The sequence below is a fragment of the Rhizobium sp. BK377 genome (assembly GCF_014193935.1).
Lineage (GTDB): Bacteria > Pseudomonadota > Alphaproteobacteria > Rhizobiales > Rhizobiaceae > Rhizobium.
The window spans coordinates 140,260-160,900 of the sequence record NZ_JACIAC010000004.1; the positions used below are offsets into that span (position 1 = coordinate 140,260).

Below are 20,641 nucleotides of genomic sequence, written 5' to 3' on the forward strand. Positions count from 1 at the left end.
GAGGCCAGCGTCGCCATACATAAGAAAGTGGGTCTCGTTCACTTCCTCCCTGTAGAGAACTTGGCGTCGACCCAAGACCGCCTCGTCAGCGGCGCTTGAGGCGCGAGACCAATGTCATCGAGCGGCGGATGGCCGTGAGTGCTGCTCCCACCGCAATTACGCCGAGACCGATCGTCAGAATCTGATTCTGCCCGCCCCATAGTGGCTCGAGAAGGGATGCCAATCCCGCCGCCGTGATCGTCGCCATCCGGTGCTGCTTGGCCATCGGGCCGGAGAAGTCGCTGGGATTGCCGGTGGCGCGGCCGAGTTCGCGGACATAGGCCGTCAGCACGGCGAAGGCTCCGGCCGCCCAGCCAAGCCCCGGCATGCCGATGCCATAGCCGACGCCGGCGAATATCATCAGGTCGGCGATGCGATCCGGAAACTCGTTCCAGAAAGGACCGTCAGCCTCTCCCTTTCCGCCTTCGACGGCGACCATGCCGTCGAATAGATTACAAAGAAGGCGTGCCTGGCAGAATAGAACCGCCAGCAGCAGACAGCCCGCACGCGGCAAGCCTGTCGCCTGTCCGGCCAGATAGAAAGTGCTGCCGGCGATGACTGCCGCCAGCATGCTGGCTTGCGAGATCTGGTTCGGCGTGATGGCTCGCGCGGCCATCCATCGGGCAATTGCGCCCGCCCAGCGCGTATTGCGGCTCGCCAGCGGTCTCCTGTCTCCCGTCTCCATCATGTATCGAAACCTCGTCTTGTGGAGATCGAATAATTGTAGATCGCTGCATAAGTCGTCGACACCAGCAGCGGCAGCGCGATGGTCTTGATTATCTCCGGTGTGCCGCTCGCCGCATGGAACACCACGAGAATGCTGGCCGAGCCAAGGCAGGCAATCAGTGGCGGCGCCCAAAATCGTGTTGAACCGCTGAAGCGGCTGGTAAGCCAGTCGATCACCGATTTCAGGAAAAGCGTCAGGCAGGCGGATATCGTCCCCTGCACGAGACCGGCGTAGAGCGGCGCCGGCATGTCATGAGCGCGATTGGCGAAGACGGCCCAGATGCCCATCGCCAGAAAAGCGAACAGGACGTGGACTACTCCGCTGCGCAAAAGGCGTTGCAGCACGACAGGCATCAGAGCGACCACCAGTAGCGGGTAAGATGGAAGAAGATGGGTGCCGAGAAGACAACGGAATCCAGCCTGTCGATCAATCCGCCGTGGCCTTCGATGAGATTGCCCCAGTCCTTGACACCGCGGTCACGTTTGATCGCCGACATGACCAGGCCCCCGAAGAAGCCCATCAACGTGATGACAAAGGCGAGAAGCCCTGCCTGAAACGGTGTGAAGGGTGTAATCCACCAGAGGCCCGTTCCAATCAGGGTGGCGCTGATGATGCCGCCGACAAAGCCCTCGACCGTTTTCGATGGCGACAGTCTTGGCGCAATCTTCGTGCGTCCGAGCAGTTTGCCCCAGACATATTGTAGGACGTCGCTGAGCTGGACGACGATCACCAGAAAGGCGATCAGCAGCACATTGCGGCCCTCATACCCCGGTATCTTCAAGGTCAGCAGAGCGGGCACATGGGAGGCGCAGAAGACGCAGATCATCAAGGCCCACTGGACTTCCGCGATGCGAACGAGAAAGCGCTCGGTGTCGCCTCGGAGTACCGAAATGATCGGCATCAGCAGGAAGGCATAGACCGGGATGAAGATCGAAAAGATGCCGTATTGTTCAGCCCAGAGCAGAAAATACTGGATCGGAACGACGACGAAGAAGGCTGCCGCAAGCGCCCAGTGATCGGCCCTTCTTGTATTGATGAGGGTTATGAATTCGCGAAGTGCCGCGAATGAACAAAAGCCAAACAGGGTCAAGACGCCAATACGGCCCGCGATGAAAGCAAGGCCGATCAGAATGACCATGACCCACCACGCCTTGATCCGGGCGTTGAGATTTTCGACGGCCGCATTCGAACCGTTCGGCGAGAAGCGTTGCTGCAGTATATAACCGATGACTGACGCAACGATCAGAACACCGAAGATCCCAGCAACAAGCGTCATGAGATCGGAATTCGCGCCACTCATTCACCACCGCCCACAGAGTTCGGAGCCAACGCCAGGAGAGCGGCCTGCATCCGTTCGAGAAAAATATCCTTGCTTTCACCCGGCGCGATCTGCAAAGCGCTGCCGAAGGTAACTGTGCAGATCAGCGGTATCGGAACGATCTCACCCTTTGGCATGACGCGGTTCAGATTGCTGATCCAGACCGGCACAAGATCGATATCAGAGCGCGCTGCAGCCAGGTGGTAAATCCCGCTTTTGAACGGGAGGAGTTTTGCATCCGACTGGTTTCGGGTTCCCTCCGGAAAGAGAATGAGGGACGAACCGGCATCGATGGCCGAGACCATCTGCGTGACGGGGTCTTCCGTACGCTTGTCCCGCTCCCTCGCGATCAGCACCGCATTGAAGACATCGCTGCCGACGAAGCGATTGAGCGAGGACTTCAGCCAGTATTCGGCCCCCGCGACCGGACGAGTCCGATGACGCAGTCTTGGCGGCAATACCGTCCAGACCAGCACAAAATCGCCGTGGCTGGAGTGATTGGCGTAATAAACGCAGGGGCGGGAAGGCAGCCCCGCCTCGGGCCATACGGCGCGGACCGCCGTGACTGCGCGGGCGAACAGGACAATTACCGTCGCCGCGGCCGTTGTAAGCAAAGCCTTCATTCACCGCTCTGTCGATGTTAGCCGGATCATTAATCCAAACTGTAGCATTGTCATCGCCCGAAGAAAGGGGCTTTGCACGTTGTCAGTCAAAAGGCGTAGACGGGTTGGAGGGCTCCGGCCGAAGTGAATGGACAACACCAAAAGCGATGAAATAAATGCGAGCTTCACTTGTTCTGGAACTTTATGAGAAACAGGGCAAGGCTCTAAAAAACGCTTCCAGACCAGGATCCACTAATGTACGGATCGTACAAGATAGATAAATCCAGTAATAGCAAGATGTTCGACAGGTATGGATTTATGTTAGATGTCGACAGATACGATTGCTTTGCGGGTATAGGCAAATTTCATCGGGACATCCCGATTGCAATCTCATCGTCTCGTCGGAGGACGATGTCTTCGCCAATATTGTTTGATCATACGATAGTATATTACGAAAATAAGTCCTGATGATGATTTCCGCAAGGCGTTACTTCCGAGTATATTGGTCCCTTCTTTGGCGATTTTGGGTGACCGTATTCCCGATAGGGACTGCATTTAATATTATTACCGCCAGACCTCAATTTGACCTATTCCGGGAATGGCTTAGGTCAGAGTACTATTTTGATCAGGCAATTCGAGAGGCCCTATTCGAGCCGACGCTCAGAGCGATATCTTTTGCCGCAGTCTTTATCACGTTTGCCATTTTCCGAGCGCTTCCGCGATCACTTCTCAAGGAGGAGGGTTCATTATTTTCAAGCCGCCAGTGGTCTACAATATATGTGTTGTTTGCTATTTGGGAGTTGCTCCTGGGATCACTGAATCTTCTGTTTATAATCCAAGGCTCAATGGCGATTTGGCTATTATTCTGGAACTCCGGGATGGTGTTGCTTGTGAACTGTATGTTCCTCGCAGCTCTCACTTTTGTGTACATCAACAGGAGCAGAGTTGACGAAAAAGTTCAGAGTTTGGAAATGCCAAGCGTCGTTCCCAAAGGTGAATGGCAATATGAGGAGGTACCATCAGCGGAGGGGTCTGCGCGAAAACTTGCCGACTTTTCGCCGATAAACATGGAAGTCAACATCCCCGGCGGTTTGGTCGTATCGACGAAGGCAGTCCAGCCTAAGGATCGGCATGAGGCGAACGGCGACCGTCTCCGGCAGCCGCATAGTGATCACGCGTCGCCGGCTGGTTGATCAGCGGCAAGATCGGCATTTCCATCTCGTCCGGCAGGGATACGGTCATTTCCGCCTCCAGGTTTCAGGCTGGCGACAACGACCAACGCCGATCTCGACATCCATTCCGGCGGCAATCTCATCGTCTCGGGCGGCGGATCACCAGGAAAGCGAACGCCCGATTGGAAACGCCCTTTAATCGGTACGCTGAGTGTCATCACGGATCTATCAACGGCGCGAAAGCGGCCGGGCATCACGCCCGGCCGCTCCCCATTAGGGTGAGCACCCGGCCTGCCATCCTGTCACAGATCGCAGACCAGGCGCCCTTGCGCTTCCATTGCCCCCAGAAGCGCAGTCCTTATTCCCGCTCGCCCGTAAAATTGAGCAGAAGCTGGAATATATTGACGAAGTTCAGGTAGAGCGAGAGAGCGCCGAAGACGGCCAGCTTCTGGTTCGATTCCTGATCATAGTTTTCAGAATATTGTTCCTTGATATTCTGCGTGTCGTAGGCGGTGAGGCCGACGAAGACGACGATGCCTATGACCGAGATCGCGAATTGCAGGGCAGACGAGCCAAGGAAGATGTTGACGATACCGGCAATGATGATGCCGAACAGGCCCATCATCAGGAACGAACCCATCTTCGAGAGGTCACGCTTCGTCGTGTAGCCGTAGAGGCTGATCGCGCCGAACATCGCAGCGGTGATGAAGAAGGTCTGCGCGATGCTCGTCTTGGTGAAGACCAGGAAGACGGAGGCGAGCGACAGGCCCATCACGGCGCAGAAGGCCCAGAAGGTCATCTGTGCGGTGCTCGACGACATCGACTGGATGCGGAACGAGAAGAAGAAGACAAAGGCGAGCGGCGCCAGCATCACCACCCACTTGAGCGGCGTCTGGAAAATCGGCACGTAAAGCGCCGGCGTCGAGCCGACGATGAAGGCGACGATGCCGGTAATGACGAGGCCGAGCGCCATGTAGTTGTAGACGCGCAGCATGTGCTGGCGCAGGCTTTCGTCGAAAAGGACCTGGGTATTGGCGGCGGAGCCGGTACCATAGCGGGGATTGATCGGATTCATGACTGATCTCCTCGGTTAAACTAGTAGAGTGATCGGGCAAGCCGTTCGGCTGCCTGATCGAGATTGGTGCCGCTGTTGTCTGCGATCAGCGCGTAAGCGACCTCGCCGATCTGCCAGTAGGCGGCTTCCGTCTTTTCAAGGGCGATATGGCTGACCGGCTGCACCTCGAAGGCGCCAGGCCGGACGGCGAAGAGCGACAGGCGCTTGCCGTCGGCTTCCTCGATTGCCATTTCGACACTCGGCCCGAATTGCGACGGGAAGATCTGCACATCGGCAACCTTCCAGTCCTTGGGCAATTCGGGCATCACGATTGCGGTCGCAGCACGGATTTCCTCGGCGCTGTAGGCCGGAGCCGTCTGCGACGGAATGGTTTCACGAAGGGCTGCCGTGCGATAGGCGCGCACCGCATCCTCGACATAGGCCGGTGCCGGAACCGATGCATTGACTTCCGTTGCCGTGAAAGCGCCGAAGGAATTATGCGCCACCCAGCCAGCAGCCAGGAGAATACCAACAGCCGCGATACGCTGCACCGAGTGCAGGATGCGGCCGTAGGAAAGACCGCGTTCCAGCCTGCGGGCGGCATCGCGTGTCTCGGCGCGGCCAAAGGCGCTTTCGCCTGCCAGCGCCAGGCGCAATTCGCCCTTCATACTGAGATCGGCCATTACCTTGGCGGCAATCGCCGGGTTCTCGGAAAGATAGGATTCCACCTGAATGCGCCGTGCGACATCAAGCTCGCCGTCCACATAGGCGTCGAGATCGGCATCGATGATCGGGTCAATCGCCTTCATTGCCGTTCCCTCCAATTAGTCTCAGATGCGAGGCGCGCGGTGCCTTCTCCTCGAACTCGCGCAGCTGGGCGCGGGCGCGGGAAATGCGCGACATCAGCGTGCCGACCGGAATGCCGAGCGCATTGGCCGCTTCCTGGTAGGAAAGGTCCTCGATCGCCACGAGGTGCAGCGCTTCGCGCTGCTCTTCCGGCAGGTCGAAAAAGGCATTTCGCACCTGCTGCAGGCGTACCGCATGTTCCTGTGCGGCCGGCAAGGCCTGTTCCGCCTCGACTGCCGCCTCATCATGGCGGCGTGTCAGAGAGCGGGCCTGTCGCACGCGGTCGATATGGGCATTGTGCAGGATGGAAAGCAGCCAGGTGCGCAGGTTTCCGCCGCTGCGGAAGCTCTTGCGCTTCTCGAAGGCTCGGACCAGCGCATCATGCACCAGATCCTCCGCCTCGTCCGAATTGCGCACCAGGGAGCGCGCGTAGCGACGAAGCGCTGCGAGCTGACCGATGACATCGAAGGGGCGTTCTTTCCGTTCCATGATTGAGTATACGAAAGCCTCGCAGATTTTATTCCGTGCCATGCAGATTTTTTGGAATCGGCCGGAAGAAAGCCCGTCATTTGTGGCAAGGGCAGAATTTCCGCCGTTCGCCACGGCGGAAGTGGTGTTTTGCCGGCTCGACACAAGTATCAGGCCTTGGGCATGATCCCCGGCTGATCGGCAGGGAATTTCGCAATATCCTGGACACTGATATTGAGGTGCTGGGCAACGAGTGCTGCCGGCGTATGGGTCAGCCACGATGAAAGCCCGACTTCCTGATATTCGGCGACCTTGAACACAGCGACGAATTGCAGGTCGGTCTTGCCGGTATTCTCGATGATATGGCCCTGGCTCCTTTTGACATAGCCGATATCGCCGGGCCGGAAATCGGCGGTCTGGCTGCGCGGGCCGGCATCGAACACCGTCATGCGGCCTTCGCCCTTGATCCAGTACTGCCATTCGTCGGCATTCGGATGCCAGTGCATTTCGCGCACCGCACCCGGCTTGATCGTCTCGATCGCCGCAGCGATCGTCTTGGAGACCTTGAAGCTGGAGCTGTCGGCCAGCTGGATCGTGCCCGACGCGTTCTGCTTCAGCGGCGCCGATGCCGTCAGCCTGTAGGTGAAGGGGTAGGGCGGCAGGCCCGCGGAAGAAACGGCTTCCTGGTCGGCTGAAAGCGGACCCGGTTCCTTGCCCTGAAAGATCCAGAGGTCCTGCAACGGGATGTTCTTGAAAGTGTCCTGCGGCACGCCGAAGTTCTTGGCAAGCAGCTCAGGCGATGTGTGCGCCAGCCAGTCGGTCAAGAGCAGCGTGCCATATTCGGACTGGTCGCCCTCGTCGAAGACGATGACGAATTCGCAGCCTTCGGGTCCAAGGCCCTGCAGGGAATGCGGGTAACCGGCCGGAAAATACCAGAGATCGCCGGCCTCGACGTCCTGGACATAGGCGCGGCCCTGCGGATCGAGCACGGTCACACGGCAGCGGCCGTTGGTCATGATCGCCCATTCGGCAGCCCGGTGCCAATGCATCTCGCGGATGCCGCCGGGGCCGAGCCGCATATTGACGCCAGAAACCGCCTCGGAGATTGCGAAATCGGACTTGGTGACCTGCCGTGCCCAACCACCGTTCTGGATGCGCTTAGTCGCATTGTTGAACGATCCCCAGAAGAGCTGCATATCGCCGACGTCGGTTGCAGGCGGGTTTTCGAAGGAAGGAAACTGGTCGTTGATGGCGGGGTTCTTCGGGCCGGGATCGGAAAGCCCGGCGGGATTGGCATTGACAGCACCCTCAGCCGGCTGGTCGGGCTTGCCGAAGCTTGCTGCGCGGGCGGCACCCGCCGCAAGGGCCGTTCCACCCATCGCTCCGAGGGCAAGCACGGTGCGTCTCGAAAGAGGTTCCATGATTTTATCCTTTCACGTCGATTAAGAGGGATTATTCCGGTTGGGCTTGGACTTGGGTTTGGGTTGGGGCGCTGGCAGGCCGTCGTCGGCTGACGAATTGGCTCAGCTTTTCCAAGTAGAGGTAGACGACCGGGGTGGTGTAGAGCGTCATCACCTGGCTGATGAGCAGACCGCCGACCATGGCGTAACCGAGCGGTTGGCGCAGCTCCGAGCCTGTGCCGTGGCCAAGCATCAGCGGCAGGCCAGCAAGAAGTGCTGCCGATGTCGTCATGATGATCGGGCGGAAGCGCAGGAGGCAGGCCTGGCGGATCGCGTCTTCCGGCGACAGCCCTTGCTCACGCTGGGCGGCGATCGCGAAGTCGACGATCATGATGCCATTTTTCTTGACGATGCCGATCAAGAGGATCACGCCGATCAGCGCGATGACGGTAAAGTCGAAGCCGAAGGCCCAGAGCATGGCGAGAGCACCGAGACCGGCAGAGGGAAGCGTCGACAGGATCGTCAGCGGATGGAAATAGCTCTCATAGAGCACGCCGAGGATCAGATAGATCACGGCAATTGCCGCAAGCACCAGCAGCGGCTCGCTTGCCAGCGAGCTTTGATAGGCCTGCGCATTGCCCTGGAAGGTGCCGATGACGGTTGCCGGCTTGCCGAGATCGGTCTCCGCCTTGCTGATCGCGGCAACCGCCTGACTGAGTGCGGTGCCCTTTGCGAGGTTGAAGGAGAGCGTGACGGCCGGGAACTGGCTTTGGTGGTTGACGGTAAGCACGGCCGTCGGTTCCGTCGTCTGCTGGACGAGCTGGTTTAAGGGAACCTCTTCGCCGGTCAGCGGCGATTTGATATAGAGGCCGTTGATCGCCAATGGCGAATTCTGGAACTGCGGAGCAAGTTCAAGAACCACATGGTAGCTGTTCAGGTCGGTGAAATACTGGGTGACCTGGCGTTGGCCAAAGGCATCATAAAGCGTGTTGTCGATCGTCTGCGGCTGGATGCCGAAGCGCGATGCCTGGTCGCGGTCGATTGTAAGCGTCACGGTGGCGCCGCCATTCTGCTGGTCGGTGGCGACATCGGTGAGCTCCGGCAGCGTCTTGAACTTGGCAAGCAGCTTGGCCGCCCAGTCGTCGAGTTCTCCGACGTCGCCGTCCTGTAACGTATATTGGAACTGCGTGGCTGATGCCCGACCGCCGACATTGATATCCTGCGCCGGCTGCAGGAAGAGTTCCGCACCCTGCATTTGAGCGAGCTTCGGGCGAAGCCTATTGATGATCTCGCTTGCCGAGGCATCACGCTGTTCCTCAGGTTTCAGCGTGATGAACATACGGCCGGTATTGCCCGTTTGGCCGGCTCCACCGCCGACGGCCATGCCGACGCTTGCAACACCCGGATCGCTTGCGACGATGTTGCCAGCCTCGATCTGATGGCGCGACATTTCTGCGAAGGAAATATCCTGAGAGGATTCGAGGATGCCGGTGATGAGGCCGGTATCCTGGATCGGGAAGAATCCCTTGGGAATATTGATGAACAGGAAGGCGGTTGCCGCAAGCGAGGCGAGGAAGGCTGTCATCGTCAGCCGGTGGTGGCGCAGCGCTAGAGCGAGTGTGTAGCGATAGGCGGCAAGAAGCCCGTCGAACGCCTTTTCGCTGATGTTGTAGAGACTGCCATGGCGGGCGTCTTTTTCCGGCTTCAGGAAGCGGGAGCTCATCATCGGCGTGATGGTCAGCGAGACGAGGGCCGAGACGACGATCGTCATCGTCACGGTGATTGCGAATTCCCGGAACAGCCGGCCGACGATACCGCCCATTAAGAGCAGCGGAATGAAGACGGCGACGAGCGAGATGCTGATCGAAATGATGGTGAAGCCAATTTCACGCGCGCCGTCGATCGCCGCTTGTTTCGGCGTTTTGTCCATCTCCATATGGCGATGGATGTTCTCGACCATGACGATCGCATCGTCGACGACGAAACCGACAGCAATACTCAAGCCCATCAGCGAAAGGTTGTCGAGGCTGAAGCCCGCGACATACATCAGTGCCAGTGTGGCAAGAAGTGCCAAGGGCACTGTCACGCTCGGGATCACCGTCACCCAGACGTTGCGCAGAAAGATGAAGATCACCATGACGACGAGAGCGATGGTGATGACGAGCGTCGTCTCGACGTCTGCTACCGATGCGCGGATCGTGGTCGTCCGGTCGCTGAGAATGGAGAGATGGATGGCGGCCGGCGCGATCGCCTGCAGCTGCGGCAGTGCAGCCCGGATCGCACCGACCGTATCGATGATATTGGCGCCCGGCAGCTTGAAGATCGGCAGGAGGATTGCCCGCTTGCCGTCGGTCCACGCGGCCAGCTGATTGTTTTCCGGCCCGTCGATCGCCTGGCCGATATCGCTGATGCGCACTGGCGCGCCGTTGCGATAGGCGACGATCGCGTCGTTCCACGGGGCCGCCTTTAAGAGCTGGTCGTTGTCATAGATCGTATAGGTGTGTTCCGCACCCTGCACGCTGCCCTTCGGCGCGTTGCTGGTGATGCCTGTTACGGCGCTGCGGATGTCCTCGAGCGAAAGCCCCATCTCGGCGATCTTGCCGGGATCGATCTGCAGGCGCACCGCCGGCTTCTGCTGGCCGAAGACAAGAACCTGCGAAACGCCATCGAGCTGACTGATATGCTGGGCAAGCACGCTCTCGGCAAAGTCGTCGACTTGAGTCAGCGGCAGCGTGTCCGATGTCATGGCGAGCACCATGACCGGCGGATCGGCGGGATTGACCTTGCGATAGGTCGGCGGCGAAGGCAGGCCCGTCGGCAATTGCCCGCCGGCTGCGTTGATTGCCGTCTGCACGTCCTGGGCGGCACTATCGACGTCGCGCGAGAGGTCGAATTGCAGGGTGATCGCGCTCGAGCCGAGCGTGCTCGTCGAGGTCATCTGGGTGACGCCGGGAATCTGGCCAAATTGCCGCTCCAACGGCTGGGTCACGGCAGATGCCATGGTCTTCGGATCCGCACCGGGAAACTGCGTCGAGACCTGGATTGTCGGGAAATCCACCTGCGGCAGGGGTGCCACCGGTAGCAGAGGATAGGCGACGATGCCGATCCCGAAGAGGGCTGCCATCAGTAGTGAGGCGGCGATAGGCCGTTCGATGAACCAGGAGGAGATCGACATGGCCTACTCCTTAGTGACGGCTTTCGAAGCGGCCGCCTGTTGGATGCTGACAGGGGTGCCGACATCCAGGCGATACTGTCCTGATGTGACGACCCGTTCGGTGCCTGCAAGGCCATTTTCGATGACGGCGCGGCCACTCTCGATCGGGCCGGGTGTGACCTTGCGTATGGCAGCGGCGCCGGTGGCATCAATGACGTAGACGAAGAAACCGTTTTCGCCGCGCTGAAGTGCTGCAGAGGGAATGGTCACGGCCTTTCGCAGTGTCTGCTGCTTGACCCTCAGCATCACGAACTGGCCCGGCCACAGTGCATCGTCCTTGTTTTCGAAGGTCGATTTGATGCGGATCGTGCCGCTTGCCTGATCGATGACGTTGTCGATCAGCGAGAGGGTGCCTGAGGCCAGCTCTCGTGACCGATCCATTGACATGGCCGTCACCTCGACCGGGCCGGCCTTCAGCGCGGCGCGAACTGCGTCGAGATCGTCTTCCCGCAGCGTGGAGACGACCGTGATCGGCTGTGTCTGCGTGATGGTGACGATCGGTGTCGTATCGGTCGTGTGGACCTCGTTGCCGGCGTCGATCCGACGGATACCAGTGCGGCCGTCGATCGGTGAGCGGATCTGCGTATAGGACAGCGAAACGTCGGCATCCTCTTTGGCGGCCTGATCTTGCGCAAGCTGGGCCGCAGCACTTGCCACTTGAGCCTGCTGCTCTTCCAGTGTTTCCTGCGACACGATCTGCTGCTGCGAGAGCCTCTGATCCTTGGCGAGCAGATATTGGGCATTGGCGAGGTCGGCCTGGTCCTGCTTGATCTTGGCGGCAGCCTGATCGACCGCGGCCTGGAAGGGGCGCGGATCGATAATGGCGAGAAGATCATCCTTCTTGACGGCCTGTCCCTCGTCAAACATCACGCTCTGTAACTCGCCGTCGACGCGCGTCGTGATATTGACCGTATAGTTGGCCTGCACCGTGCCGAGGCCGTCAAGATAGACAGGCACGTCGGTGATGGAAGGGGTGGCGACATCGACCGGGACGGCCGGCGTGCCGGGCTGCGAGGCGGCAATGGTCGGCTCGGTCCCTGCCAACCAGAAGGCTGCGGCCGATCCGCTCGCAATGGTGAGAATGGCTGCGGCAGCTAAGATCGCCGGTATGCGGCGACGACGGGGTTCAATCACGGTGCGGATGGATGTCACTGCCGGCTCCATGGTTAAGAGTTGATCGCGCGATGAGGCCGCCGGCCGGGGCGGCCTGTATCGGTTTGCTGAATTGGCGGGCTGGCATGAAAGCCTCAGGCTGCTGATTGTCTGCAGGCTGAGCGGCTTACCTGTCTCCGGCCGATCAATTCTGGTGGGAGAAGGCTATGTCCGGGCAGGCATCGGCGCATCTATACGCAGGTCTAGTCACCGTTCCCCATTGGTATGGGTCAGGGAGAAGCCGGCGCGGAAAAGCCGACGCGAAGAACCATTCGCCCCGGGTTTCCCTGGCCATTCGAGAATAAATCGAGTGTCGTCCGGTCAGCCGGTTATGGCCGGCTGCGGCTCGGCGACCGGCGGTTTCTGGCGGAAATCGGGATGCAGCGGCCCGAAGGGCATGGCGCCCATGCAGGTGACAAGGGCAATGCCGGCAATCGCAAAGGAGAAGGACAGGATGAAGACATCCGCGTAGGCAAGTATGCTCGCCTGGGCATGGACTGCTGTTGCGACGGTGGAGAGAGCCTTCACGCTCCCATGATGATCGGTGCCGAATAGCGTCTCGAGCTTTGACAATACGTCGTGGAGACTGTCCGAGGACGTGGAGATCGGACCGGTCAGAATATTGGAATGGTATTGCTCACGCTGCCGCAGCCAGGTGTTGAGAAGGCTCTGCGCCAGCTCGACGCTGCCGAGCCGTACGACCTGGATATAGGCGGAAACCGCTGTGGAGCGTTTCGGGTCGGAATTGGCAATCAGGTAGACGACCGTCGCGAAGAAGGCGAAGGATTGCCCGGCCGTGTGCAAGAGCACGACCGGCAGAAAATTAAAAGGCGCCCATGCTTTCGTGAGGCCTGATCCCCAGAGCGAGCCGAAGGCCATCGCAGCCAGTCCCATCATGATGACGAGGCGCGCATCGATCCGGCGCAGCAGGAAGATCGCAAAGGCGATGAACAGGAAGACCGGGATGACCGCGCCGAAGATGTAGAGCTCAGAGATGGCGATCGGCCGCAATCCGACGACCGTTTGCAGGAAGCCCGGAACGGAAATCGCGGCGCCGGAACTGGAAAAGGTAAAAGCGATGATGATCGCATAGCCGATGCCGATGTTGCGCGACAGGATCACGCTTGCATGCGCCCAGGGATTGGCAACGACGCTTTCGTTGATAAGGAAGCCGATGAAGAGGATCGTGCCGCCTGCGAGCAGTGAAGTGACGGTGCCGGAATTGAACCAATCCAGCCGGTTGCCCTGATCGAGACCTACGTAAATCATCGTCATCGAACAACCGAGCAGCATCATGCCGCCCCAGTCTGCGCCTTCGAGCAGATTGACATTGATCTCTTCCTTGGGAGCACCGATGACGAGGAGGAGCGCGATGATCGGCGTGACGATCACATCCTGCCAGTAGACCCACTGCCAGCCGAGATAATCATCATAGATGCCGACGAGGACGAAGCCGAGATTCTGCGATAGCGGAACCCGAAGCGCGTAGATCGAAAGGCCGATCAGCCAGTATTTCATGTCGAGATTGCGAAAGATCACCATGATGGTGGCCGGAATGAAGACGCCGAGCAGAAGGGCTCTTGCCGCATGCAGCGCAAAAAGTGCGCCGCCGTCATGGACCATCGGAATCATGAGCGAAATGCCGGCATAGACCAATGTCGTCGGGATCATCACCCGGCGCACGCCGAAGACGGTGGCGAGCCAGGCGACCGCCGATGAAATGAGGATCTGCGGGGCGTTCGCGACAGTGCTGAGCCAGGACGCCTCGTCGAAGCCAAGCGAATAGGCGCCGCGGATATCCGGCAGGCCGACCGCGAAAACGCGCGTGTCGAAGCCGACGACGAAGGAGGCGAGTAACAGTGCCGCGACGATGAGGAGCGGGTGGTTGGTCGTCGTGCCACGGGTCAGCGGACCGAAGGCGCGGGGAGCCGTGCTCATCGGTCCAGGTCCGGCTTGGTATCGACCGTCACGACAGCCGACATTCCAGGCTTCAGTTGGTCAACCAGCGGCTGGCCAGGATCGAAGACGATCTTGACCGGCATGCGCTGGACGACCTTGGTATAGTTTCCGGTCGCATTGTCGGGCGGCAGCAGCGCAAAGATCGATCCACTTGCCGGAGACAGGCCGATAACCTTGCCGTGCACCGTTTGGCCGGGGAAGGTATCGATGGTTACGTCCGCAGATCGGCCCGGCGTGATCCGGGAAAGCTGCGTCTCCTTGAAATTGGCGGTGATGTAGACGCTCGGAAGCGGAACTTCCGACACAAGGTTCGTGCCGGGCGCCACGAAATCGCCTTCGTGGACGAGCCTGCGGCCGATGACGCCGTCGAAAGGCGCATAGATCCTGGAATAGCCCTGATGGATCAGGGCAGTATCCAGCGAAGCCTGGGCAGCATTGACCTGCGCCTGCAGCAGTGGATATTGCCCGTTCAGAACGTTTAGCTGGGCCTTTTGCTGCTCGATCGAGGCTGCCGTCGATTTGACTGAGGCCTGCGCTTGCAGATAAGCGGCCTGCGCCTGCTGCAGCAACTGTTGCGAGGTCGCTCCGCCAAGGCTGGTCTGGCGGTGAAATTCCTGTTCGGTCTGGGTCTCTTGTGCGAGCGCCGACGCGTTCTGCGCTTCCGCCACCTGCACGACGGCCTTTTGCAATTCGATCTGGTTTGCGAGATTGGCAAGTGAAGCGTTTGCGGCGGCAAGATTGGCCTTCGAGACGCCGACTGCCGCATCATATTCCCGCGGATCGATTTCGGCGAGCAACTGGCCCTTGGTCACCATCTGATAGTCGGTGACCGGGGTGCTCTGGACGATCCCGCTGATCTGGGCGCTGAGCGTCGAGACATCGGCGCTGACCACCGCGTCGTCGGTCGATTGATGTGATGCGCCTGCCACCCAGCGGTTCCAGTCGACGCTGACGATGGCCACGCCGCCGCTCACGAGCGCGATGGCGAGAAGGGGAATGGCAAGCCGCCTCAACGACACTACGGCTGCCGGGGAGGGCGCAGCCGGTGCAGCAGGGGCTTCCGGTTGCTGAGGCGAACGGACCGGGTCGGACGGGCTGAGGCTGGTGATAGCGATCTGATTGGTCATGGCGAACCTCACTTCTTGCTACGGTGGGCGGCGATTTTTGCGCGGACGCGAACCGGGACCGGCGTGAACGACACGTGGCCGGTGCCATGGACCTGCAGCCAATAACCAAGCGCCATAAAGATAGCGCCGCCGATGAGATTTCCGAGCGTCACCCAGAGAAGATTATGGACGGCGGCAGCAAGTGTGATGTTTGCGGGGTGCTCGCCCATCAGCGCCATCGAGAAGGTGAACATGTTGGCGACGCTGTGTTCGTAGCCGGCGGTCACGAAGATGGTGATCGGCCAGAAGATCAGCATGATCTTGGCTGCTGCATTATCCGTGCGTCCGGCCATCCAGATCGCCAGGCAGACCAGCCAATTACAGAGAATGCCGCGGGCGAGAAGCTCCAGCGATCCTGCAGACATCTTGGCTGAGACGGTAGAGAAGAACGCCTGGCTTCCGTCGCCGAGCAGAACACCGCCGCCGGCGACATGGAAGAGGCCGGCAAGCATCATGGCGCCGATCAGGTTGCCGATCCATGCCACGACCCAGACAAGCAGCATATCGGTAGCACGGCTGCGTCGAGTCAGAACCGCAAGCGGCATATACATCGCCGTTCCTGTAAAGAGTTCACTGCCGGCAAAGACGACGATCGTCAGGGCAGAGGAGAATACCACCCCCATGACGAGATGCGCCCAGGCGGGATCGGCATGCGCGCCGGCGGTAAACATGATGATATCGCCGAAACCGATATAGGCGCCGGCCATCGCCGCCCCGATCAGGAAGGCAGGAAAGTGGCTCCGGACCTCTTCGGCTTTCTCTTCGCCGGACTGGGCAAAGTGATTGATCGAATCCTGATACATGGCAGCACCTCGCATCTTTACATGATCGAACCGAGCTCTTCCCGGATGCTCGAGACGTTAGTCGCCCACGCTGCATGACTGAATCATACCTACGTCTAGGCTGGCCTGCCGGTCGGTTCAGCTTGTGCCTTGCAGCGCTGGCAGCCGAGGCGCTTGTGCCCCGCCTGCGATTGCTGATCGCCGCAAAAAAAAGGCCGCCTCCGAAATCCGGAAGGCGGCCAGATGCGGATCAATCCGCGGCTTCCGGCGGAGGGGAGGGACACCGGGAAGCCGTAACCGAGACTTTTATCGCCTGTCAGGAGGAGGCCCCAGGCGATGGAGAGGAAGATACGCTGATTGCGAAGCCCGCGGAACTAAACTTACGTATTGGCCCGACTAAACCAGCAGGTGATTTTATCCCGTCGGGCTGCATCCCTATTCTTTTCCTCGATCGGCGAGCCCTCGCCGACGACATCAGGCGGAATCCGGCTCCTCCCAACTGGGCTGCGCCGCCGATAGCGATCTTCAACCCGAATAGGACCTGTCATGAAAATCACTGTTTTTTCCCTCATCGCAGCCGGCATGCTGGCCGCCCCTGTCGTCGCAAACGCCGCCCAGGCCGATGTCGGCAAGCTGGATTGCGACGTTTCCAAGGGCATTGGTGTCATCGTCGGCTCCAAGCAGGACGTCGACTGCACCTTCACCCCGAGCGCTGCCGGCGACGCCAGCCAGCATTACGTCGGCACGATCACCGATTTCGGGCTCGACGTCGGTACCGTCGAAAAAGGCCGGATGGTCTGGCTCGTCTTTAACGCCACGCGTCAACCGGTTGCCGGCCTGGCGGGTAATTATGCCGGTCTGACGGCCGATGCCAGCGTCGGCATCGGCGGCGGTGCCAATGTGCTGGTCGGCGGAACGAGCAAGACCATTTCGCTGCAGCCGGTTTCGCTTGAAGGCGATGTCGGCGTCAATCTCGCCGTTGGGGTTACGTCTTTGAAGCTGCAGCTGGCAGAATAACTGCAATCGGGTTGGTTTTTGCCGCTGGGCAAAAGCGACCTCAGATATGCTGATAAATCAAATCGTCCTTCACCTTGGCCAATCTGACGCTTGGCACCCATGGACGATCCTTGTGCCTTTCATGCGGCTCCTGCTTTCGAACTGATGAAAGGCGCAAGCCTTGGCGCTGATCTACTAGCAAATGTGCGAGTTGGCGCACCCAAAAGCTTTGCGCATGATCCTGGCCGTTCTCAAGGGGCGGAGCATGGGGCGCGCAAGAGATCGACTTCGTAAGCCGCAATTGTGCTTCCGCCTTCGACGAAACCATCGATTTCGCGAGGAGCTTGCGCTGTGGCATCGCATTTCTCGGTCAGAATTGTCGCGCGCGGTTCGGGCCGCAGCGCGTTGCATTTGGCAGCCTATTGCCATCGTACGCGGATGGAATTCGAACGAGAAGCGCGAATTGTCGATTATTCCCGTAAGAAGGACCTCCTGCACGAGGAATTTGCTATCCCGCCAGATGCGCCGCAGTGGCTGCGGTCGATGATTGCCGGTCGGTCGGTCTCTGGCGCGTCTGAGGCCTTCTGGAACGATGTTGAATCCTCCTCGAAGCGAGCAAATGGGCAGCTCGCAAAGGAGATTACAATCGGTTTGCCAATCGAGCTCTCGGCGGCGCAGAACATCGCACTGATGCGCGATTTCGTGGCGACTTACGTCACGTCGAGGGGCATGGTGGCAGATTGGGTGTATCATAACGCGCCCGGCAATCCGCATGTGCATCTGATGATAACGCTGCGGCCGCTGACGGAAGACGGCTTTGGCCCAATTTTGGTTCCAGTCCTCGGAGATGACGGTCAACCGCTCCGCTACGGTGCGGGCAAAATCGTCTACGAGCGCTGGGCAGGCGGCGTTGAGGAGTTCAATACTTTCCGAGACGGTTGGTTTTCCGAGCAGAACCGTCATCTCGCTCTTGCCGGGCTCGACATCCGGGCCGATGGCCGTTCCTTCGAAACGCAGGGAATTGAGTTGGTACCAACCATCCATCTCGGCGTTCGCACCAAAGCGATTGAAAGAATAGCCGCTATATCAGGTCAGCCCGTTTCGCTCGATCGGGTCGAGTTGCAAGAAGAGCTGCGCGCTGAGAACGCAAGTCGCATCCGGCGCCGTCCCGAACTCGTGCTTGACCTGATCACTCGAGAAAAAAGCGTCTTTGATGAACATGATGTCGCCAAGGTGCTGCATCGCTACATCGACGACGATCGCCTGTTCCGAAGTCTAATGGTGCGGATTGAGCAGAGCGCGAATATTGTCAGACTCGACCAGGAACGAATTGACCTTGGGACGGGGCTGCGTACTTCGGCCAAATACACCACGCGCGAGATGATCCGGCTGGAAGCGGAGATGGCAAGCAGAGCGATCTGGTTGTCGCAGCGCACGTCGCACGGCGTCATGGAAAAAGTTCTGGAGGCGACTTTTTCGCGGCACGCGCTGCTGTCAGACGAGCAGAGGACGGCGCTCGAGCATATTGCCGGGAATGAACGGATCGCCGCGGTGATCGGGCGCGCCGGCGCCGGCAAGACGACCATGATGAAAGCCGCCCGCGAGGCGTGGGAAGCAGCCGGTTACCGTGTCATAGGGGGTGCGCTCGCCGGCAAGGCGGCGGAGGGACTGGAGAAAGAGGCCGGCATCGGCTCCCGCACCCTCTCTTCCTGGGAACGGCGCTGGAGCCAAGGGCGCGATCAACTTGATGACAAGACGGTTTTGGTTCTCGACGAGGCCGGCATGGTATCGTCAAGGCAAATGGCGTTTTTCGTGGAAGCGGCAACCAGAGCCGGCGCGAAACTCGTGCTTATTGGCGATCCCGAGCAGCTCCAGCCGATCGAGGCGGGTGCCGCCTTCCGGGCGATCACCGACCGCATCGGCTATGCCGAACTCGATACGATCTACCGCCAGAAAGAGCAATGGATGCGCGACGCCTCGCTCGCCCTTGCTCGCGGCAATATCGGTAGGGCCCTCGATGCTTATCGCGCCAATGACAAAATCATAGGCTCTGAGTTGAAGGCGCAAGCCGTCGCCAGACTGATATCGGACTGGTCGCGAGACTACGATCCGGACAAGACGTCGCTCATTCTGACGCATCTGCGTCGCGACGTCCGCGCCCTGAACGAAAAGGCGCGCGCCGCCTTGATCGGACGCGGCATCGTCGCCGATGGTCTGCCGTTCGAGACGGCGGACGGCAAACGAAATTTCTCCGCCGGCGACCAGATCGTCTTTCTGAAGAACGACAGCGCGCTCGGTGTTAAAAACGGCATGTTGGGCAAGGTGGTAGAGGTCTCGGCCGGGCGCATCGTCGCCAGGTTTGGTGTGGGGGCCGATCTCCGACAGGTCGTCGTGGAGCAGCGCATCTATGGACATATCGACCATGGCTACGCCACGACCATTCATAAGAGCCAGGGTGCCACTGTCGATCAGGTCAAACTGCTCGCCTCGCTCTCGCTCGATCGGCATCTGACCTATGTGGCGATGACGCGCCATCGCGAGGATCTCAGCCTCTATTATGGCCGTCGTTCGTTCGAAAAAGTCGGCGGATTAGAGGCCATCCTGTCGCGCATGAACGCGAAGGAGACGACGCTCGACTACGACGGAGGCCCCTTCTACCGGCAGGCGCTTCGTTTTGCCGAAAGCCGTGGTCTGCACCTCGTTCGGGTCGCAAGATCGCTCCTTCACCATCGGCTCGATTGGATGGTCAGGCAGAAGCAGACGCTCATGAGCCTCGCAACTCGTCTGTCCTCCATCGGTGCAAGGCTTGGTGTCGCAAGAACCGAATCGACGGCTCACCTCGTTAGGGCAGACACAGCAGCAAAGCCGATGGTATCCGGTATAACGATCTTCCCACAGTCGATGGCACAAGCCATAGAGGCCAGGCTCAGGGCCGATCCCGGCCTTCAGACGGAGTGGGAGGATGTTTCGTTTCGGTTTCGTCTCGTCTATGCGCAGCCGGAGGGTGCACTCAAGTTGGTCAATATCGACGCGATGGTCCAGGACGCGCGCGTGGCTGGGAATACCATATCGAATATCGCGAACGCCGCGGAACTATATGGCGCTCTCAGAGGCAAGACGGGCTTGTTGGCCAGTAAGAGCGACAAGCGTGATCGGCAAACCGCTCTTCTCAATGTTCCCGCCCTGGCTCACTCTCTGGAGCGCTTTGTGAAGATGCGCGTTGAAACGGCGCGAAAGGCCGAGATGGCAGAGTACGCACAACGCAAGAAATTGTCGGTTGAAATCCCAGATCTGTCGCCGAATGCCAGGGCTGTTCTTGAGCGCGTTCGCGACGCGATCAATCGAAACGATCGCTCCGCCGCATTGGAATATGTGCTTGCGGACAGAGCCGTAAAGGCAGAACTCGAAGGGTTCGCACGTGCCGTTTCTCAACGGTTCGGAGAGCGTACCTTTCTCGGAATAGCGGCGAAGGATGCTGACGGCGAAACATTCAAGATCTTAACCGCCGGAATGAGTAATGCGCAAAAGCTGGAGATTACGGCCGCTTGGGCCTCGATGCGGACCGTCCAACAACTGTCTGCGCATGAGCGTACTGTCGTGGCACTCAAGCAGGCGGAGGCAATGCGGCAGACGAAGAGCCAAGGGCTATCCCTGAAATAGCGTATCACTGGGTGCAGTTTGTAAAGCCAGTTCATGGCCATCTTAGTGGACTCAACTGAAACTTCGACCATCACCATAGTGATTGA

17 protein-coding genes are annotated in these 20,641 nt (G+C 59.5%); 2 read left to right on the forward strand and 15 right to left on the reverse strand.

Features of this window, described 5'->3' with window-relative positions; all coding sequences use genetic code 11:
* Positions 1 to 85: 85 nt before the first annotated feature.
* The 14 genes from FHT92_RS17880 to FHT92_RS17940 all read right to left on the reverse strand — a co-directional run bounded on the left by FHT92_RS17880 (position 86) and on the right by FHT92_RS17940 (position 15,920).
* Positions 86 to 727 carry a CDP-alcohol phosphatidyltransferase family protein gene (locus tag FHT92_RS17880; RefSeq protein WP_183827785.1) on the reverse strand — a complete coding sequence of 214 codons (642 nt, stop codon included), beginning with the start codon at positions 725 to 727 and terminating at the stop codon, positions 86 to 88.
* Positions 724 to 1,119, reverse strand: coding sequence for a hypothetical protein (locus FHT92_RS17885; RefSeq protein ID WP_183827788.1), 396 nt, complete (start codon positions 1,117 to 1,119; stop codon positions 724 to 726). The genes FHT92_RS17880 and FHT92_RS17885 overlap by 4 nt, the downstream gene beginning before the upstream one ends.
* Positions 1,119 to 2,066 carry a phosphatidate cytidylyltransferase gene (locus FHT92_RS17890; RefSeq protein ID WP_183827791.1) on the reverse strand — a complete coding sequence of 316 codons (948 nt, stop codon included), beginning with the start codon at positions 2,064 to 2,066 and terminating at the stop codon, positions 1,119 to 1,121. Before FHT92_RS17890 ends, FHT92_RS17885 begins: the two co-directional genes overlap by 1 nt.
* Positions 2,063 to 2,707: a lysophospholipid acyltransferase family protein gene (locus tag FHT92_RS17895; protein WP_183827794.1), complete on the reverse strand. Its 645-nt coding sequence runs from the start codon at positions 2,705 to 2,707 to the stop codon at positions 2,063 to 2,065. The genes FHT92_RS17890 and FHT92_RS17895 overlap by 4 nt, the downstream gene beginning before the upstream one ends.
* Positions 2,708 to 3,805: 1,098 nt before the next feature.
* Complete coding sequence (locus FHT92_RS29650; protein WP_281413030.1) at positions 3,806 to 3,928, reverse strand: hypothetical protein; 123 nt, start codon at positions 3,926 to 3,928, stop codon at positions 3,806 to 3,808.
* Between the two features lie 288 nt (positions 3,929 to 4,216).
* Positions 4,217 to 4,933 (reverse strand): Bax inhibitor-1/YccA family protein, encoded by a 717-nt coding sequence (locus FHT92_RS17900; protein WP_183827797.1) that lies wholly within the window; start codon positions 4,931 to 4,933, stop codon positions 4,217 to 4,219.
* A gap of 20 nt (positions 4,934 to 4,953) precedes the next feature.
* Entirely contained in the window at positions 4,954 to 5,721 is a 768-nt protein-coding gene (locus FHT92_RS17905) for an anti-sigma factor (protein ID WP_183827801.1), read from the reverse strand.
* Complete coding sequence (locus FHT92_RS17910) at positions 5,708 to 6,247, reverse strand: sigma-70 family RNA polymerase sigma factor (RefSeq protein ID WP_183828493.1); 540 nt, start codon at positions 6,245 to 6,247, stop codon at positions 5,708 to 5,710. Before FHT92_RS17910 ends, FHT92_RS17905 begins: the two co-directional genes overlap by 14 nt.
* A gap of 149 nt (positions 6,248 to 6,396) precedes the next feature.
* Positions 6,397 to 7,647 (reverse strand): oxalate decarboxylase family bicupin, encoded by a 1,251-nt coding sequence (locus FHT92_RS17915; RefSeq protein WP_183827804.1) that lies wholly within the window; start codon positions 7,645 to 7,647, stop codon positions 6,397 to 6,399.
* A 31-nt stretch (positions 7,648 to 7,678) separates the two neighbouring features.
* On the reverse strand, positions 7,679 to 10,801 hold the full coding sequence (locus FHT92_RS17920; RefSeq protein ID WP_183827807.1) for an efflux RND transporter permease subunit: 3,123 nt from the start codon (positions 10,799 to 10,801) through the stop codon (positions 7,679 to 7,681).
* 3 nt (positions 10,802 to 10,804) lie between these two features.
* Positions 10,805 to 11,992, reverse strand: a complete 1,188-nt coding sequence (locus FHT92_RS17925; RefSeq protein WP_183827810.1) for an efflux RND transporter periplasmic adaptor subunit — start codon at positions 11,990 to 11,992, stop codon at positions 10,805 to 10,807.
* A gap of 321 nt (positions 11,993 to 12,313) precedes the next feature.
* Positions 12,314 to 13,930 carry an MFS transporter gene (locus tag FHT92_RS17930; RefSeq protein WP_183827813.1) on the reverse strand — a complete coding sequence of 539 codons (1,617 nt, stop codon included), beginning with the start codon at positions 13,928 to 13,930 and terminating at the stop codon, positions 12,314 to 12,316.
* The gene (locus tag FHT92_RS17935) at positions 13,927 to 15,078 is read right to left on the reverse strand and encodes an HlyD family secretion protein (RefSeq protein WP_183827814.1); all 1,152 of its coding nucleotides are present in this window, start codon (positions 15,076 to 15,078) and stop codon (positions 13,927 to 13,929) included. The genes FHT92_RS17930 and FHT92_RS17935 overlap by 4 nt, the downstream gene beginning before the upstream one ends.
* 8 nt (positions 15,079 to 15,086) lie before the next feature.
* Positions 15,087 to 15,920 carry a formate/nitrite transporter family protein gene (locus FHT92_RS17940; RefSeq protein ID WP_183827817.1) on the reverse strand — a complete coding sequence of 278 codons (834 nt, stop codon included), beginning with the start codon at positions 15,918 to 15,920 and terminating at the stop codon, positions 15,087 to 15,089.
* A 525-nt stretch (positions 15,921 to 16,445) separates the two neighbouring features.
* Between FHT92_RS17940 and FHT92_RS17945 the strand changes: the two genes are divergently transcribed.
* Positions 16,446 to 16,916 carry a DUF992 domain-containing protein gene (locus FHT92_RS17945; RefSeq protein WP_183747658.1) on the forward strand — a complete coding sequence of 157 codons (471 nt, stop codon included), beginning with the start codon at positions 16,446 to 16,448 and terminating at the stop codon, positions 16,914 to 16,916.
* A 40-nt stretch (positions 16,917 to 16,956) separates the two neighbouring features.
* On the opposite strand, the gene FHT92_RS17950 is transcribed toward FHT92_RS17945, so the two are convergent.
* A complete protein-coding gene (locus tag FHT92_RS17950; protein ID WP_183827820.1) occupies positions 16,957 to 17,253 on the reverse strand; it encodes a hypothetical protein in 297 nt (98 codons plus the stop codon).
* On the opposite strand from FHT92_RS17950, the gene traA reads away from it, so the two are divergent.
* On the forward strand, positions 17,247 to 20,555 hold the full coding sequence (traA, locus tag FHT92_RS17955; RefSeq protein WP_183827823.1) for a Ti-type conjugative transfer relaxase TraA: 3,309 nt from the start codon (positions 17,247 to 17,249) through the stop codon (positions 20,553 to 20,555). The two genes, FHT92_RS17950 and traA, sit on opposite strands and share 7 nt — an antisense overlap.
* Positions 20,556 to 20,641: the final 86 nt, after the last annotated feature.

Excerpts from the sequence above, each read along its gene's own strand:
- FHT92_RS17880 (WP_183827785.1), bottom strand. The coding sequence starts at position 727 with ATGATGGAGACGGGAGACAGGAGACCGCTGGCGAGCCGCAATACGCGC.
- FHT92_RS17885 (WP_183827788.1), bottom strand. The coding sequence starts at position 1,119 with ATGCCTGTCGTGCTGCAACGCCTTTTGCGCAGCGGAGTAGTCCACGTC.
- FHT92_RS17890 (WP_183827791.1), bottom strand. The coding sequence starts at position 2,066 with ATGAGTGGCGCGAATTCCGATCTCATGACGCTTGTTGCTGGGATCTTC.
- FHT92_RS17895 (WP_183827794.1), bottom strand. The coding sequence starts at position 2,707 with ATGAAGGCTTTGCTTACAACGGCCGCGGCGACGGTAATTGTCCTGTTC.
- FHT92_RS29650 (WP_281413030.1), bottom strand. The coding sequence starts at position 3,928 with ATGACCGTATCCCTGCCGGACGAGATGGAAATGCCGATCTTGCCGCTG.
- FHT92_RS17900 (WP_183827797.1), bottom strand. The coding sequence starts at position 4,933 with ATGAATCCGATCAATCCCCGCTATGGTACCGGCTCCGCCGCCAATACC.
- FHT92_RS17905 (WP_183827801.1), bottom strand. The coding sequence starts at position 5,721 with ATGAAGGCGATTGACCCGATCATCGATGCCGATCTCGACGCCTATGTG.
- FHT92_RS17910 (WP_183828493.1), bottom strand. The coding sequence starts at position 6,247 with ATGGAACGGAAAGAACGCCCCTTCGATGTCATCGGTCAGCTCGCAGCG.
- FHT92_RS17915 (WP_183827804.1), bottom strand. The coding sequence starts at position 7,647 with ATGGAACCTCTTTCGAGACGCACCGTGCTTGCCCTCGGAGCGATGGGT.
- FHT92_RS17920 (WP_183827807.1), bottom strand. The coding sequence starts at position 10,801 with ATGTCGATCTCCTCCTGGTTCATCGAACGGCCTATCGCCGCCTCACTA.
- FHT92_RS17930 (WP_183827813.1), bottom strand. The coding sequence starts at position 13,930 with ATGAGCACGGCTCCCCGCGCCTTCGGTCCGCTGACCCGTGGCACGACG.
- FHT92_RS17935 (WP_183827814.1), bottom strand. The coding sequence starts at position 15,078 with ATGACCAATCAGATCGCTATCACCAGCCTCAGCCCGTCCGACCCGGTC.
- FHT92_RS17940 (WP_183827817.1), bottom strand. The coding sequence starts at position 15,920 with ATGTATCAGGATTCGATCAATCACTTTGCCCAGTCCGGCGAAGAGAAA.
- FHT92_RS17945 (WP_183747658.1), top strand. The coding sequence starts at position 16,446 with ATGAAAATCACTGTTTTTTCCCTCATCGCAGCCGGCATGCTGGCCGCC.
- FHT92_RS17950 (WP_183827820.1), bottom strand. The coding sequence starts at position 17,253 with ATGCCACAGCGCAAGCTCCTCGCGAAATCGATGGTTTCGTCGAAGGCG.